Source organism: Variovorax sp. CF313, assembly GCF_000282635.1.
GTDB lineage: Bacteria > Pseudomonadota > Gammaproteobacteria > Burkholderiales > Burkholderiaceae_C > Variovorax.
The window spans coordinates 107,755-122,470 of the sequence record NZ_AKIW01000027.1; the positions used below are offsets into that span (position 1 = coordinate 107,755).

13 protein-coding genes are annotated in these 14,716 nt (G+C 68.4%); 2 read left to right on the forward strand and 11 right to left on the reverse strand.

Annotated features, from left to right (window positions below; genetic code table 11):
• The first annotated feature begins 43 nt into the window (after positions 1 to 43).
• Entirely contained in the window at positions 44 to 1,282 is a 1,239-nt protein-coding gene (locus PMI12_RS09220) for a hypothetical protein (protein WP_007831361.1), read from the forward strand.
• Between the two features lie 57 nt (positions 1,283 to 1,339).
• Here PMI12_RS09220 and PMI12_RS09225 read toward each other — a convergent pair whose 3' ends face one another.
• The 7 genes from PMI12_RS09225 to PMI12_RS09255 form a co-directional block, all read right to left on the reverse strand.
• Complete coding sequence (locus PMI12_RS09225) at positions 1,340 to 2,524, reverse strand: FAD-dependent monooxygenase (RefSeq protein ID WP_007831362.1); 1,185 nt, start codon at positions 2,522 to 2,524, stop codon at positions 1,340 to 1,342.
• Positions 2,525 to 2,528: 4 nt separating this feature from the next.
• Positions 2,529 to 2,819 carry a DUF6587 family protein gene (locus PMI12_RS09230; protein WP_007831363.1) on the reverse strand — a complete coding sequence of 97 codons (291 nt, stop codon included), beginning with the start codon at positions 2,817 to 2,819 and terminating at the stop codon, positions 2,529 to 2,531.
• A 134-nt stretch (positions 2,820 to 2,953) separates the two neighbouring features.
• Positions 2,954 to 4,849 (reverse strand): ferrous iron transporter B, encoded by a 1,896-nt coding sequence (gene feoB, locus PMI12_RS09235; protein WP_007831364.1) that lies wholly within the window; start codon positions 4,847 to 4,849, stop codon positions 2,954 to 2,956.
• Positions 4,842 to 5,144: a FeoA family protein gene (locus tag PMI12_RS09240; protein WP_007831365.1), complete on the reverse strand. Its 303-nt coding sequence runs from the start codon at positions 5,142 to 5,144 to the stop codon at positions 4,842 to 4,844. The genes feoB and PMI12_RS09240 overlap by 8 nt, the downstream gene beginning before the upstream one ends.
• 152 nt (positions 5,145 to 5,296) lie before the next feature.
• Positions 5,297 to 5,758, reverse strand: coding sequence for a metallophosphoesterase family protein (locus PMI12_RS09245; protein WP_007831366.1), 462 nt, complete (start codon positions 5,756 to 5,758; stop codon positions 5,297 to 5,299).
• A gap of 36 nt (positions 5,759 to 5,794) precedes the next feature.
• Positions 5,795 to 8,659: an aconitate hydratase gene (locus tag PMI12_RS09250; protein WP_007831367.1), complete on the reverse strand. Its 2,865-nt coding sequence runs from the start codon at positions 8,657 to 8,659 to the stop codon at positions 5,795 to 5,797.
• Between the two features lie 153 nt (positions 8,660 to 8,812).
• Positions 8,813 to 9,247, reverse strand: coding sequence for a hypothetical protein (locus tag PMI12_RS09255; protein ID WP_007831369.1), 435 nt, complete (start codon positions 9,245 to 9,247; stop codon positions 8,813 to 8,815).
• Positions 9,248 to 9,380: 133 nt separating this feature from the next.
• On the opposite strand from PMI12_RS09255, the gene PMI12_RS09260 reads away from it, so the two are divergent.
• Positions 9,381 to 10,226, forward strand: a complete 846-nt coding sequence (locus PMI12_RS09260) for a helix-turn-helix domain-containing protein (RefSeq protein ID WP_007831371.1) — start codon at positions 9,381 to 9,383, stop codon at positions 10,224 to 10,226.
• A 15-nt stretch (positions 10,227 to 10,241) separates the two neighbouring features.
• Here the strand turns inward: PMI12_RS09260 and PMI12_RS09265 are convergent, their stop codons facing one another.
• The 4 genes from PMI12_RS09265 to PMI12_RS27815 form a co-directional block, all read right to left on the reverse strand.
• On the reverse strand, positions 10,242 to 10,856 hold the full coding sequence (locus PMI12_RS09265) for a hypothetical protein (protein WP_007831373.1): 615 nt from the start codon (positions 10,854 to 10,856) through the stop codon (positions 10,242 to 10,244).
• Positions 10,853 to 12,013: a DUF2827 domain-containing protein gene (locus PMI12_RS09270; RefSeq protein ID WP_007831374.1), complete on the reverse strand. Its 1,161-nt coding sequence runs from the start codon at positions 12,011 to 12,013 to the stop codon at positions 10,853 to 10,855. The genes PMI12_RS09265 and PMI12_RS09270 overlap by 4 nt, the downstream gene beginning before the upstream one ends.
• Entirely contained in the window at positions 12,010 to 13,161 is a 1,152-nt protein-coding gene (locus tag PMI12_RS09275; protein WP_007831376.1) for a DUF2827 family protein, read from the reverse strand. Before PMI12_RS09275 ends, PMI12_RS09270 begins: the two co-directional genes overlap by 4 nt.
• A gap of 85 nt (positions 13,162 to 13,246) precedes the next feature.
• The coding region (locus tag PMI12_RS27815; protein ID WP_237726059.1) for a YadA family autotransporter adhesin at positions 13,247 to 14,716 on the reverse strand (1,470 nt) is incomplete at its 5' end.

Genomic DNA, 14,716 nt, shown 5'->3' on the forward strand with positions numbered 1-14,716 from the left:
GGCGCAAAGCGCTACATTTTTGGAAACAACGGAGGCCACCGCCATGAACGACATCCGGTTCACACCCGACGAGCTTTCCACCTTGCGCGAACATGGCGTCGTGCTGTTCGCCGACCGCGTGATCTTCGATGCGCAGCCGCCGATGCCGCGGCAGCAGATCGATGCCGTGCAGGCCCAGTGCGCGGGCCCGGTCCCCGAAGCGCTGCTCGCGCTGTGGCTGCAGACCGCGGGCGGGCGGCTCGACTACGACCTGTCGCTCGAGATGAACGGCAATCTCGAGGCCATCAGCTGGAACGAGCTGTTCTGGAACGGCAGCGACGGCTACCACGACCTGCAGGGCTGGATCGCGCACGAACTCGAACTGGCCGAGGAAGCCGCGCAGAAAGGCGGCACGGCGTGGAGCGGCAAGCTCACGCACCTGCCTTTCGGCGGCTTCGAATACACCGACCGCATCTACGCGGTGGTGGAGCCCGGCGCCGGGCACGGGCAGGTCATCGCCTGGAAGAAGGGCCTGCCGCCGGCATGGACGCATGCGCTGCACGAAGACAGCGTGAACACCATCGCGCCCGACCTCATGGGTGCCTTCGCGGCTCTGCACCTGGAAGAAGACCCGCTGGCTCCCACGGGCGATTACTTCTCGGGGCAGACGCTGCTCGAATACCTCGACGACCGCCACGAGGAGCACGGACTCGACCTTGACCTGATGGACAAGCTGGTGGCCTTCTATTCCCGTGCCGTGGCCGACTGGCGCTCGCCGCTGGCCGCGGGCACGCTGCGCCACCAGCCCTCGCTTGCACGCGTGGCGCTGCGCCATGCCATCGCGACCGACGATGCCGAGCTGGTCGCCGAGCTCGCCGCCGCGGGCGTGGACTTCGACGGCCCGCTGCAAGGTAGCGCGCTCGCGACCGACGTCGCGGTGGGGCACGGCGCTTTCGCCGCGGCCGCGGCACTGGTGCGTGCGGGTGCGCCAGTGGCGGCCGATGCACTGCGCAACATCGATGGACAGATCGCGCCCGAACTCACGAGCGCGCTGCTGGCCAACGGCGCGGAGCCCAACGTGGCTGCGATCGTCAAGTGCGCGGCCTGCGGTGCGCCCGCGAGCGCGCACCTGATCGCGGATGCCTGTGCGCGGGCGGGCATCGACGTGCAGCCGGCCTTCACCGCGGACCGCGATGCGATGCTGCTCGAACTGAAGACCACGCTCGCCGACAAGCACGGCCACTACCTGGGGCAGGAAGGGCTTGCAGAGCGCATCGAGCACCTGCAGACTTTTCAGCTGTGAAACGAACTCTCCTTGCGTGATGCGTGGCCTGTGCACGCACCCCGGGGGACACAAGCATCAACCGCCGTACAGCCACGGCTGGTCGAGCAGCTTTGCTCCCAACAAGCGCATCGCCATGTCGCGCCCCAACCGCATTGCGCCCGTGGCGTGGAAGATCTCGCCGTTGCGGCGCGCACGCGCCTGCACCTGCGCATTGCGTGCCCAGCGCGCCTCGGCATAGCGCGCGAACGCGGCGGGTACGTCGGCGGCGCTGCCGTCGCCCAGCGCATCGGCCAGCGCCACCGCGTCTTCGATGGCCATGCCCGCGCCCTGCGCGAGGTACGGCACCATCGGATGCGCCGCATCGCCTACCAGCGCGATGCGCTCGTGCGCCATGTCGGCCGCGCCGCTCAGGGGTGCGCGGTCACCGAGCGACCACGCGCGCCAGCCGGGCATGGCGTCGAGCAGCGCCTGCAGGCCCGCGCAGCTGCGGCCCATGGCCTGCTTCAGCGCGGCGATGCTGCCGGCCTGGTCCCAGTCGCGCGCATCGCCTGCGGGGGCGGACTCGGCAATGACAACCACGTTGAGCCAATCGCCGCCGCGCACCGGGTACGCCACCGCATGCAGGCGCGGGCCGAGCCAGACGTCGACTTGCCGGCGGCGCAATGCAGCGGGCAGCCTCGCCTGCTCGGCCATGGCGCGCCAGGCCGTGTGGCCGGTGACGCGCGGCGGTTGCGCGGCAGACGCGGAGTCGAGCTCCTGCCGCACCATGCTCCATAGGCCATCGGCCCCGACGACGGCTTCGCCTTCCCAGGCGCGCGCATCGGCGCTCGACAGGCACACGAGGTCGTCGCTGGTTTCCACCTGCGTGATGTGCGCCGCGGTGACGAGCGTGCCGGTGCCGCGTGCGCGTACGGCATCGAGCAGCAGGCCGTGCAGATCGGCGCGATGCACGCAGAAATAGGGAGCGCCGTAGCGCTGCTGCATGGCGTCTCCGAGCGGCATGCGAGCCAGCTCCGAGCCGCCTTCGGCGCTGTGCACCGCGAGCGCATCGGGCCGCGCCGCAATGGCCGCGAGCCCGGAGCCCAGGTCGAGTTGCTGAAGGCGCCGCGTGGCGTTGGGGCCGAGCTGCACGCCGGCGCCGATTTCGCCGAAAGCCGCGGCCTGTTCGAAGACGTCGGCCCGGTGCCGTTGGCGGGACAGCGCCAGCGCAACGGCCAGCCCTCCGATGCCGCCCCCGGCGACGAGGATGTGCGCGGGCATCGGCTCAGCGGCCGTGCGTGGACGACGGCGCGATAGCGCCCTGGTCGGCTTCGGGTTGCTTCAGGGGAGTCTTGGGAGCGCAGCTTCCACAGCTGTCGCAAGAGCCGCAGCCCGAGGTCTTTGCCAGCGAGGCGGCCAGCTCCTTCGCGCGGACTTCGTCGACCCAGCCCGCGCGGTGCGTACCGGCCGCGAGCTTCTGCGCCGCACCGCGGCGCCAGCCCGCGGGCATCCAGCGCCAGACCGCATAGAGCGCGGCTGCCGCGACGATCAATCCGACGATCAGTTGTTGCGTCATATCTCAAATACTCCAATCCCGAAGCCTATACCGCGGGGAATACCGCGGAACCGGCTTCGCCGGGCCGCCGGTATTGCCCCCCTGCAAGGGGGTGGGCAGCCACACGAAGTGGGCAAGCCTGGGGGTTTGCTTTTTTACCCCGCTCCGAGTGCCAGTGCAACGCGGTAGGTGATGAAGCACGCCATGTAGGCCAGCGCAAAGAGATAGCCGGCCATGATCCAGACGTACTTCCACGAGCCTGTCTCGCGCTTCACGGCCGCGAGCGTCGAGATGCACTGCGGCGCGAACACGTACCAGACCAGCAGCGACAGCGCGGTAGCCAGCGACCAGCTGCCCGCGATCAGCGGCTCCAGCTGCCCCGCCACGTCGTCGCCCGTGGCCGACAGCGCATACACCGTGCCGAGCGCTCCCACGGCCACCTCGCGCGCCGCCATGCCCGGCACCAGCGCGATCGAGATCTGCCAGTTGAAGCCGATGGGCGCGAAGATGTGCTCCAGCCCGCGGCCGATCATGCCGGCCAGGCTGTACTGGATGGCCGGCCCGGTCGCGCCTTCCGGCGGCGAGGGGAAGGTCGACAGGAACCACAGCAGGATGGTCAGCGTGAGGATGATCGTGCCCACGCGCTGGATGAAGATCCAAGCCCGTTCGTACAGGCCCAGCGCCAGGTTGCGCGGGTTCGGCCAGCGGTAGGCGGGCAGCTCCATCAGCAGCGGCGAATGCGAGGTGCTGTCGCGAAAGCGCTTCATCACCCAGGCCACGGCCATCGCCGAGACGATGCCGAACACGTACAGCGCGAACAGCACCACGCCCTGCAGGTTGAACACGCCGCCCACCGTGCGCGCCGGAATGAAGGCCGCAATCAGCAGCGCATACACCGGCAGCCGCGCCGAGCAGGTCATGAGCGGCGCGATCATGATGGTCGTGATGCGGTCGCGCCAGTTGCTGATGGTGCGCGTGGCCATCACGCCGGGAATGGCGCAGGCGAAGCTCGACAGCAGCGGAATGAACGAGCGGCCCGAGAGGCCCACGGTGCCCATCACGCGATCGAGCAGGAAGGCCGCACGCGGCAGGTAGCCCGAGTCTTCCAGAGCGAGGATGAAGAGGAAAAGAATCAGGATCTGCGGCAGGAAGACGATCACGCCGCCCACGCCGGCGATGACCCCGTCGACCAGCAGGCTCTGCAGCATGCCCTCCGGCATGTGCGCCTTGAGCAGGCTGCCCAGCCCCTCGGTGCCGGCCTTGATGGCGTCCATCGGCACATTGGCCCAGCTGAACACGGCCTGGAACATCAGGAACATGGTGACGGCGAGCACCAGCATGCCCCACAGCGGATGCATCACCACGCGGTCGATGCGGTCGCTGGTGGCGAGGCTGCCCGCCGGCTCCTTCACCGCCAGGCCGAGGATGCGGCGCACCTCGCGCTGCGTGGCCAGCACGTCGTCGAGCCCCGGTGCCTGCCAGGGCCGCGGCGCAGCGGCGGCCACGGGCGTGTCGAGCGCTTCGAGCAGGCCCTGCGCGCCACCGCTGTGCACGCCGACCGTCTCGATGACCGGCACGCCCAGTTCGCGAGAGAGCACCGCCGTGTCGACCGCGATGCCCTGCTTCCTGGCCATGTCGGTCATGTTGAGCGCCACCACCATCGGCAGGCCCAGCCGCCTGGCCTCGAGCACCAGCCGCAGGTTCAGGCGCAGGTTGGTGGCGTCGGTGACGCACACCAGCAGGTCGGGCAAGGCTTCCTTGCTCCGGCCGGTGACGACGTCGCGGGTGACGGCCTCGTCGGCGCTCAGCGCGTTCAGGCTGTAGGCACCCGGCAGGTCGAGCACGAACACGCGGCGGCCCGATGGCGTGCGCAGCGTGCCTTCCTTGCGCTCGACCGTCACGCCGGCGTAGTTGGCCACCTTCTGGCGGCTGCCGGTGAGCAGGTTGAACAGCGCGGTCTTGCCGCAGTTGGGGTTGCCCAGCAAGGCGATACGGCCGGGCTGAGCGGTAGGCGCGAGGCGCCCGGGACCCTGGATGACGGCTTCAACCATGGTTGGCGGCTCCCGGCGTGACGTGGATCAGCGCGGCCTCGTGGCGGCGCAGTGCGAAGGTGGTGTGGCCGAGGCGGACCGCCAGCGGTTCGCGGCCCGGAATGCCGCTGGCGACGATGCGCACGGCCTCGCCGGGCACGAAGCCGATTTCCGTCAGGCGCAGGACCAGTTCGCGGCCGTCCGCATCCTCGGGGCGCGCCACGTCGAGCACGGTCGCCCACTGGTTGTTCGGAAGCTGGTCGAGGCGCAGGGCGACGGCGGTGGTCGGTGCTGCGCCGAAATCGATGGTTCGCACGGTGAGATGACGCCCGGAATATCGGGCGCGCCGGTAAGCAAAGGCTAGATGCTAGCAATTCTCACTCACAAAAACCTGACCAACCCCCTCAAAAGCATGGAAGCCCGGCAAATCGGGGGGTTTTCGCTCGGTTCGGCCGCCCCGTGCGGGGCTCAAGCGGCCAGTTCGACGACGCGTGCGGTGACGGCATCGCCGTCGATCAGCAGTTCGGCCACGGCGATGGGCAGCTTGAACCGGCGCGGGCCCGCGCTGCCCGGGTTGACGTACAGCACGCCGCCGCGCTCCGCGATCTTCGGCTGGTGCGAATGGCCCGAGACGACCACGCGCACGCCGGCCGCGGACGGGTCGATCCCGAGTTGCGCGAGGTCGTGGATGGCATGGAGGCGCACATCGCCGAATTCCAGCAGTTCGGTTTCAGCGATCGCCTCGGCCCAGGGCTCGCGGTCGTTGTTGCCGCGCACGGCCGTCAGCGGCGCGATGGCTGCGAGCGCCTCGAGGATGCCGGCGCTGCCGATGTCGCCGCCATGCACGATGAAGTCGCTGCCTTTCAGGAAAGCGACGGCCTCGGGCCGCAGGAGCCCGTGGGTGTCGGAAATGAGGCCGATGCGGAGCATGGAAGAAGAAAGGCCTCTCGGAAAAACAAGCCCGTGCTATTCCAGCAGTTGCCGCAGCACGAAGGGCAGGATGCCGCCGTGCTTGTAGTAGTCGACCTCGATCGGCGTGTCGATGCGCAGGCGCACCGTCACCTCCTGATGCGTGTCGTCGGCGCGGTGCACGACCAGCTTCACGTCCATCTGCGGCTTCAGCTCGCTGCCGATCACCACGTCGATCTTCTCGTCGCCGGTGAGGCCCAGCGTCTGCCACGAATCGGCGCCGCGGAACTGCAGCGGCAGCACGCCCATGCCGACCAGGTTGGCGCGATGGATGCGCTCGAAGCTGCGCGCCACCACGGCCTTGATGCCCAGCAGCTGCGTGCCCTTGGCCGCCCAGTCGCGCGAGGAGCCGGTACCGTACTCCTCGCCGCCGAACACCACCGTCGGCACGCCCTGCGCCATGTACTTCATGGCGGCGTCGTAGATGAACATCTTCTCGTTGCCGGGCTGGAACAGCGTGACGCCGCCCTCTTCCTGCGTGCCGTTGGCGTCCGGCGGAATCATCAGGTTCTTGATGCGCACGTTGGCGAAGGTGCCGCGCATCATCACGTCGTGGTTGCCGCGGCGCGAACCGTAGCTGTTGAAGTCGGCCTTGGCCACGCCATGCGCCTTGAGCCAGATGCCCGCGGGCGAGCTTTCCTTGATGGAGCCGGCCGGCGAGATGTGGTCGGTGGTGATCGAGTCGCCGAACAGCGCCATGACGCGTGCGCCCTTGAAGCCCGCGTCCGACGCGTGCGGCGTCATCCTGAAGCCCTCGAAGAACGGCGGCTCGGCGATGTAGGTCGACTTCGGCCAGTCGTACACCTGGCCGTTGGTGCCCTCGATGCTGCTCCAGAACTTGCCCGGGTCGGTCTTGACCTTGTCGTAGTTCTCGCGGAACGATTTCGCATTCATCGCGTAGCGCAGGTTCTCGTCGATTTCCTTCGGCGTGGGCCAGATGTCGCCCAGGTACACGTCCTTGCCGTTCCGGCCCTTGCCCACGGGCTCGGTCATGAGGTCGGTCATCACGTTGCCGGCGATAGCGAAGGCCACCACCAGCGGCGGCGAGGCGAGGAAGTTGGCCTTCAGGTTCGGATGGATGCGCGCCTCGAAGTTGCGGTTGCCCGACAGCACGGCCGCGCCGATCAGGTCGTTCTTGGTGATGGCCTCGTTGATCTCGGGCGTCAGGTCGCCGGCGTTGCCGATGCAGGTGGTGCAGCCGTAGCCCGCGAGGTAGAAGCCGAGCTTTTCGAGGTACGGCAGCAGGCCGGCCTTCTCCAGGTATTCGGTGACGATGCGCGAGCCGGGTGCCAGAGAGGTCTTGACGTGCGGCTTGACCGTGAGCCCCGCCTCCACAGCCTTCTTCGCGAGCAGGCCGGCGGCCAGCATCACGCTCGGGTTCGAGGTGTTGGTGCACGAGGTGATGGCCGCGATCAGCACGTCGCCGTTGCCGATGGTGACTTCGCCCTTGGGCGCCGGCGGTGCGGTGGCGCTGGTGTGTGCCGCGGCGTGGGTCGAGCGGTTGGCCACCATCTCGATCACGTCGCGCGGCGCACCGGGCGGCGGCGCCGCGGCTTCGTCGTCGCCGCGCACGCCGTTCACGCTCAGCGGATAGCGCAGCTTGAGCTTGTCGGCCGGCTGGTTGAAGCCGTTGGCTTCGTTGGGCTTGCTGTAGAGCTCGGAGAACTTGGTGGCCAGGTGGCCAAGGTCGATGCGGTCCTGCGGGCGCTTCGGGCCGGCCAGGCTCGGGGACACGGTGCCGAGGTCGAGCCTGACGATTTTCGTGTAGTCGATGTCGCCCGGGTTGGGCATGCCGTACAGGCCCTGCGCCTTGTAGTAGGCGGCGAAGCGCTCGACCTCTTCCTTGGTGCGGCCGGTGCCTTCGAAGTACGCCACGGTCATGTCGTCGACCGGGAAGAAGCCCATGGTCGCGCCGTATTCGGGCGCCATGTTGCCGATGGTCGCGCGGTCGGGCACGGCGATGGAAGCCGCGCCGGGACCGAAGAACTCGACGAACTTGCCCACGACCTTCTCGGCCCGCAGGATGGACGTGACGTACAGCACCAGATCGGTGGCCGTCACGCCTTCGCGCAGCTTGCCGGTGAGCTCGAAGCCCACCACGTCGGGCGTGAGCATGTAGACCGGCTGGCCCAGCATGGCCGCCTCGGCCTCGATGCCGCCCACGCCCCAGCCGACCACGCCGATGCCGTTGATCATGGTCGTGTGGCTGTCGGTGCCGACCAGCGAGTCGGGATAGTAGGTGGGCACGTCGTTCGCGTCGCCCGGGCTCTTGTAGACGCCGCGGGCGAAGTATTCGAGGTTGACCTGGTGCACGATGCCGAAGCCCGGCGGCACGACGCGGAAGGTGTCGAAGGCCTGCATGCCCCACTTCATGAACTGGTAGCGCTCGTTATTGCGCTGGAACTCCAGCTTCATGTTCAGGTCGAGCGCCTTGGGCGTGCCGTAGTAGTCGACCATGACCGAGTGGTCGACCACCAGGTCGACGGGCACCAGCGGCTCGATGGTCTTGGGCGACTTGCCCAGCTTGGCGGCCACGCTGCGCATGGCGGCCAGGTCGGCCAGCAGCGGCACCCCGGTGAAGTCCTGCAGCACCACGCGGGTGACGACGAAAGGAATCTCGTCGGTGCGCTCGGCGTTCGGCGCCCAGTGGGCCAGCTCTTCGACATGCTTGGCCGAGACCTTCTGCCCGTCGCAATTGCGCAGCACCGATTCGAGCACGATACGGATGGAAACCGGCAGGCGGTCGATGGTCGGGTACTGCTTGGCCAGTTCCTTCAGGGACCAGTATTTGCCGGACTTGCCCGATGCGGTCTTGAAGGTCTTGAGGGTGGACGCAAAGGCATGCGCCGGCGCTTTGGCCATGGGGGAACTCCTGTTTGTTCGTGGAAGCCTCTCAAAGATATCAGGGTTCGATGTCAACGGCTGTAGTCGGTCTTCCCTGCTGACGCCTTGCCGGGCCATGTTCCTCATGGCGAAAAATGCCGGGGACAGGGGTGTCGCCGGCATTCCGCGATCTCACCAGCGGCCAGCCGGCTCCAGGCCGGAAACCACGCGGGCACCGCCGCGGGTGCGGCGCAGCCCGGTCCATTGCAGCTCGGCCAGCACGACCACGCAGGCCACCTGAGCCAGCACCCAGGCCATGCCCAGCGCAGTGACCGGGAAGATGCCGCTCACCAGCAGCGCGACGCTGGCCACGGCCCAGCCGAAGTTGCCGGCGACGACCAGGCCGATGAGGGTACGCGGCGGCGCGCGGCGGCTGGCCATGAAAGCAGCGGCAGCCGCATAGGCCAGCAGAAAAACGCCCGTACCCGTGAGCAGCGGCGCCGGCAGGCCGGTCAACCTGGCCAGTGCGCCGGTGAACGCCACTTGCAGCGCGCCCGTCGCGGCGCAGGAAGCGGCATCGGCCCACATCACGTTGGGCAGGAAACGGGGGGATGCGAAGACGGACATGTGAATCTCCTTGGGGGGTTACGCCGCAAGCCAGCCCTGCCGCGTTGGAGCCCATGATTCCGGCCGGCGTGGATCGCGTCGATGACCTGGGAGGTCATGGCGCCGCGCCGCCGGCGCGCCAGAATGCAGCCCCATGAACATCACCCGCTCCCACCTGTCCAAGGCCAGCCAGCCCGGCGCGCGCGACCCGTTCGGCGCCCACCTGCGGCACTGGCGCACCCATCGCCGCCTGAGCCAGCTCGACCTGGCGCAGGAGGCCGAGGTCTCGACCCGGCACCTGAGCTACGTGGAAACCGGCCGCGCCGCGCCCAGCCGCGAGATGGTGCTGCGCCTGGCCGAGCGTCTCGAGGTGCCGCTGCGCGAACGCAATGCGCTGCTGGTGGCCGCGGGCTTTGCGCCGATGTACCGGCAGCGCTCGCTCGACGATCCGGCGATGGCCGCCGCACGCCGCGCTGTCGACCTGGTGCTGAAGGGGCACGAGCCCTTTCCCGCGCTGGCCGTGGACCGCCACTGGAACCTGGTGGCGCACAACGCGCTGGTGCCGATGCTGATGGAAGGCGCCGCGCCCGAGTTGATGCAGGCGCCCATCAACGTGATGCGGCTGAGCCTGCATCCCGACGGCGTGGCTCCGCGCATTGCCAATCTCGCCCAATGGCGCACCCATCTGCTCGAACGGCTGCAGCAGCAGATCGCCGCCACCGGCGACGCGGTGCTGCAGGAATTGCATGACGAGCTGGAGGCCTACCCTCCACCCGCGGTCAGCCACGACCTGCCCGCCATCGACACGGCACTGTCGGCCATTGCGGTGCCGATCCAGTTCGTCACGCCGAACGGGGTGCTGAGCTTCATCAGCACCACCACCATCTTCGGCACGCCGGTGGACGTCACGCTGCAGGAACTGGCTGTGGAATCGTTCTTCCCGGCCGATGAGCAGACCGCTGCGGCGCTGACGGCGTTGGCGGCGCAGGCGACGGCTTGAAAGCCTGTGACTGGCTCAGCGCTTCTTCGGAGGCTGGCCCGCGGCACCGGCCGGGGCTGCGCCAGTAACTGCGGCCGGGTCCCGCCAGCCGTATTCAACGTAGCGGCGGATGATCAGGCAGCCCGGCGGCGAATCGATCAGCGAGACCGAGGAGGTGGGCTCCTTCTCGTCGGTGTAGACCGCGTAGTTGGGCAGCAGCCGCGTCATCTTGTAGCTCGCCAGCTCCTGCTGCCCGACGCTCGCGCAGGTGAAGGGCGCGACCGAGATGCGCTCGGCCGACACAGTGCAGGCGCCGCTGTCGTCGGGAATGGCGGTGATCGACGCGGCCACGCCGGCGTTCGGAAACTCCATGCCGATCAGCGAGAACATCGGCCCGGCGTCGGGGCGCTTGCGGTCCCAGTCGAGCAGCACGTCGTGGCTGCGGCTGCCCTGCACGGTGAGCGTGGAAAGCCGCGTGATGGCGGGCAGGCAACGCTTGATGCCCACGCTGGTTGCTGCGCGCGTGAGCGTGTCCTGCGGCGCCGCCGGTGGCGCCTGGGGCACCAGCACGCCCTGCGCGAGTGCAACACCTGCAGCGCCCCACGACAGGGCGGCAAGCAGCAGGCGGGGGAATCGTTGGTTCGGCGTCATCCCGGTCCTCGTGCGTAAAGGTTCTCGATGGCGGCGGTGTACGTTCGCACGTTGTCCTCGCCCTCGGGGTCGAGCGTCGCGATGAAGCGGCGCGCGCGTTCGCGGTAGGCCGGCAGATCGGCGTCGTGTTCGGCGAAGGCGCGCTGCAGGGCGCGACCGCCCTCCTCGCAGTCGAAGCCGTGATAGCGGTAGCCGCAGTCGCCGATGAGGTGCGAGTTGTGGATCAGCGGATAGCCGCCGTACAGGGCCTCGTAGTAGAGGTAGTTCTGCGCGTTCTCCCAGTGGTGCGCGAACACGGCGTCGATCTTGCCCGGCATCACCTGGTAGACCGGGAAGCGCCCCTCGAAGGTGGCCAGCCCGTGCTGCACGATGTCCAGGCTTTGCGCGAAGCCGATGAACAGCGGCTTGTCCTTCAGATGGAAGCTGTTGTAGACCCACATCTTCTCGATCAGCCGCGGCTGCGCGCGGTGCGCCGCCTCGCAGCCGAGCATCGGGATGAAGCTCGTCTTCACCATGCAGATGTTGGGCTCGAAGATGGCCACGCGCCACTGCTTGCGGCCGGGTTCGTAGGCAAACGGCGGACTCTGCGGCGCGCGGGCCATGGCGCGCTCCAGCACCATCGGGCTCCAGAGGTGAGGCATCAGCCGCACTGGCGCGCGGAAGGTGCTCTCGAAGTAAGGCTTGCACGACACCTCGTACTCGGGGATCGTCCAGACCTCGTCGTATGGTGCGCCAGAGACCAGCAGGCCGTGCGGCTTGTCGAAGATCATCCGCTCGATGTCGATCACGTAGTCGTTGCCCACACGCATCGAGACGATCTTGCCGCCGCGTTCGCGAAACGCCACGGACCACGACATGGCCAGCTGGGCACTCATCTCGATCATGAGATCGAGCTCTTGTGCGGCCGTGGCCATGTCGATGATGGGCACCGGCGAGTCGGCCAGAAAATTGGTTGCATCCGCAGGACCGCCGTCGCCGCCGCCGGCCACCAGCACGGCGCTTTCCACGCGCGGCGAACGCAGCAGCAGCATCACGAGGAACAGGCAGTTCTGGTAGACGCCGTTCTCCCACAGGCTCTGCTCGCCCTTGCGGATAAAGATGGAAACGCCGACCTTCAGCTTGGCCGGCATGGTGGTCTTTTTCTGCGCTTCGCTCATGCGGCGCTCCTCACGCCGTCGGCACGGAATGCGGCATTGCCGCCCACCAGGTGCAGCAGGCGCTGCGCATAGCCGTCGACGTTCGCCCGGTGGAGCGGATCGAGCGTCTCGAAGACCCGCAGGGAGCGCGTGCGGTAGTCGTGCAGTTGCCTGTCGTGGCTGCGCACCGCCTGCAGCAGTTGCGCCGCGCCGGCGGCGATGTCGAAGTCGGGGTAGTAATAGCCGGCATCGCGCAGCCAGGGCGAGTTGTGCACCAGCGGGTAGTTGCCGTAGAGCGCATCGAGGTAGCTGTAGTTCTGGTCGTTCTGCCACTGGTGCGAAACCACCGCATCGGCGAACTGCACCATGAAGCCCGCGAAGTCGTGCCGGCCGTGGAAGATCGCCTTGTGCTGGCGCACGATGTCGAGCGAGTTCGCCAGGTACAGCATCGTCGGGTGGTCCTTGACGTGCAGGGTGTTGAGCACCTGCATCGAGGCCACGGCGGTTGGGTCGGCGCGATAGGTCCCGTCGCAGATCAGCATGGGCACGCTGCTGGACTTCACCACCGAGATATTGGGCTCGAAGATCGCCACCCGAAACCCCGGCTGCTCGGCCGTGCGCGGCGTGTAGCCGAAACGGTGGCCCGCGGCCTCGACCTCCGCGACGCGCTGGGCCAGGAACTGCGGCGACCAGAGATACGGCACCTCGAACACCGGGCAGCGGTGCATGGTGCGCATCATCGGCGCGAACACCGCGTCCTTGGGCAGCAGCCACACCTCGTCGCAGCGGTCGGGCTTGCTGAAGTGGCCCTTGTCGGTGAACACGATCGGCTCGGCCAGCGCCGCGAAGGGCTGGCCCACGCAATGGAACACCACGCGGCCGCCGCATGCGCGGAAGTAGGAGAGCCATTGCACGTCGAGCGCGCCGGCCATCTCGATGACCACGTCCAGCGCATCGGTCAGGTCGCGGGCCCGCCCGAAAGCCAGGCCCATGGCGGCCAGGTCGACCTGTGGCGGCATGCTCGGCTGGTCGCCGGCGTCGACCAGGGTCACGGATTCGACGAACTCGATGCGTTGCAGCAGCCGGGCGAGAAACAGGACGTTCTGCCCCATTCCGTTTTCCCAGATGTTCTGCCCCGCGTGGGTGAGGACTGAAATACCAATGCGCATGGGGGCGAAGTGTGTACCAAAAAAAAAACGGCTCCCGCACCGTCAGCGCGGGAGCCGCCCGGTCAGGGGCGATTCAGCGGCTTGCTTACTTCCACTTCCAGCCGATGCCGGCGTTGATGCCCCACTCCTTGCCCGTGGTCGTCAGGCCCGCGCCCCAGGACATCTTGCCGTCATCGGACAGCGCCTTGAATGTCAGCGCAACGGCGCTGTAGCCCTTGTAGCTGCCGAGACCCACGCCCACGGTCTTTTCGCCGGGGTACAGCGTCGGCAGGTACGTGCCCGACATCGCGAAGGCCATGGCCGTGCCCGAGTAGGCGATGCGCGCCACGTCGCCGACCTGTCCCTTCACCTGGTTCAGCTGGTTCAGGTTCACGGCGTCCGTCGGCAGCACGCCCGGCGCCACGTTGCTGATGCGCGTGCCGCCCGGTGCCTGCCCGCCGCCCAGCGTGACCTGGTTGTAGTTGACCGAGCCGTCCGGGTTGGTCGCGTACTGCACGCCGCCGGCCGCAACCGCATTGGCCGTGGCCCTCAATTGCGCCACGTTGGTGGCGTCGCTGTCGGCCGTACCTGCCGCCACGCCGGTGATCTGGCGATACTGGCCGGAGGCCGCATCGCCCACCGACACCGCGGCCTGCGTGCTGGTGGTTGCCCTGATGGCCGCCGCCTGCTGCGCCGTCGCGCTGCCCGGCACGTAGCCGGCCACACCCGCCGCGGTGGAAGCCACCGAGCCCGAGCCCAGCGCCACGCCGCCGCTTTGCTGCACGATGGCGCCGAAGCCGATGGCCGTGCCCTTGGAAATGTTCTGCGCCTGGCTCAGCGCCGTACCGCCTGCGTCGGCGTTGTCGCCCAGCGCCACGCCACCGCCGCCTGCGCGGGAGTTCACACCAATGGCCTGCGAGCCCGTGGCCAGCGCCCCGGTACCGATGGCGATCGCGTTCGCACCCGTCGCCTGGGCGCCGAAGCCCACCGCCACCGCGCCGTCGGCCGTGGCCCGGGCGCCGTTGCCGGCTGCAAACGAGTTGGCGCCGCTGGCCACCGATTGCGGGCCGATCGCCACGGCTTCCTGGCCAGAGGCTTGGGCATCCGCCGCCGTCGAGTTGGCGTGGAAGTACTTGGTGCCGGTGTTGTAGATGTTGTTGACCGACGTGCTCAGGCTGTTGACGTTGACGTTGGTCGTGCTCAGGCTGGTCGACAGGCTGCCGACACCGGTCGACAGACTGGTGATGCCGCTGGTCGCGGTGCTCAGGCCCGTCGAGGTCGAAGTCGACAGGCTGGCCACGTTGCTGTTCGTCGTGCTCAGGCCGGTGGACAGGCTGCTGATGCTGCTCGTCGCCGTGCTCAGGCCGGTCGAAGTCGAGGTCGACAGGCTGGCCACGTTGCTGTTCGTCGTGCTCAAGCCAGTCGACAGGCTGCTGATGCCGCTCGTCGCGGTGCTCAGGCCCGTGGACAGGCTGTCGACCGTGCTCGACACCGTGCTCAGGCCGGTGGACAGGCTGCTGATGCCGCTGGTCGCGGTGCTCAGACCTGTGGAGGTCGAGGTCGACAGGCTGGTCAC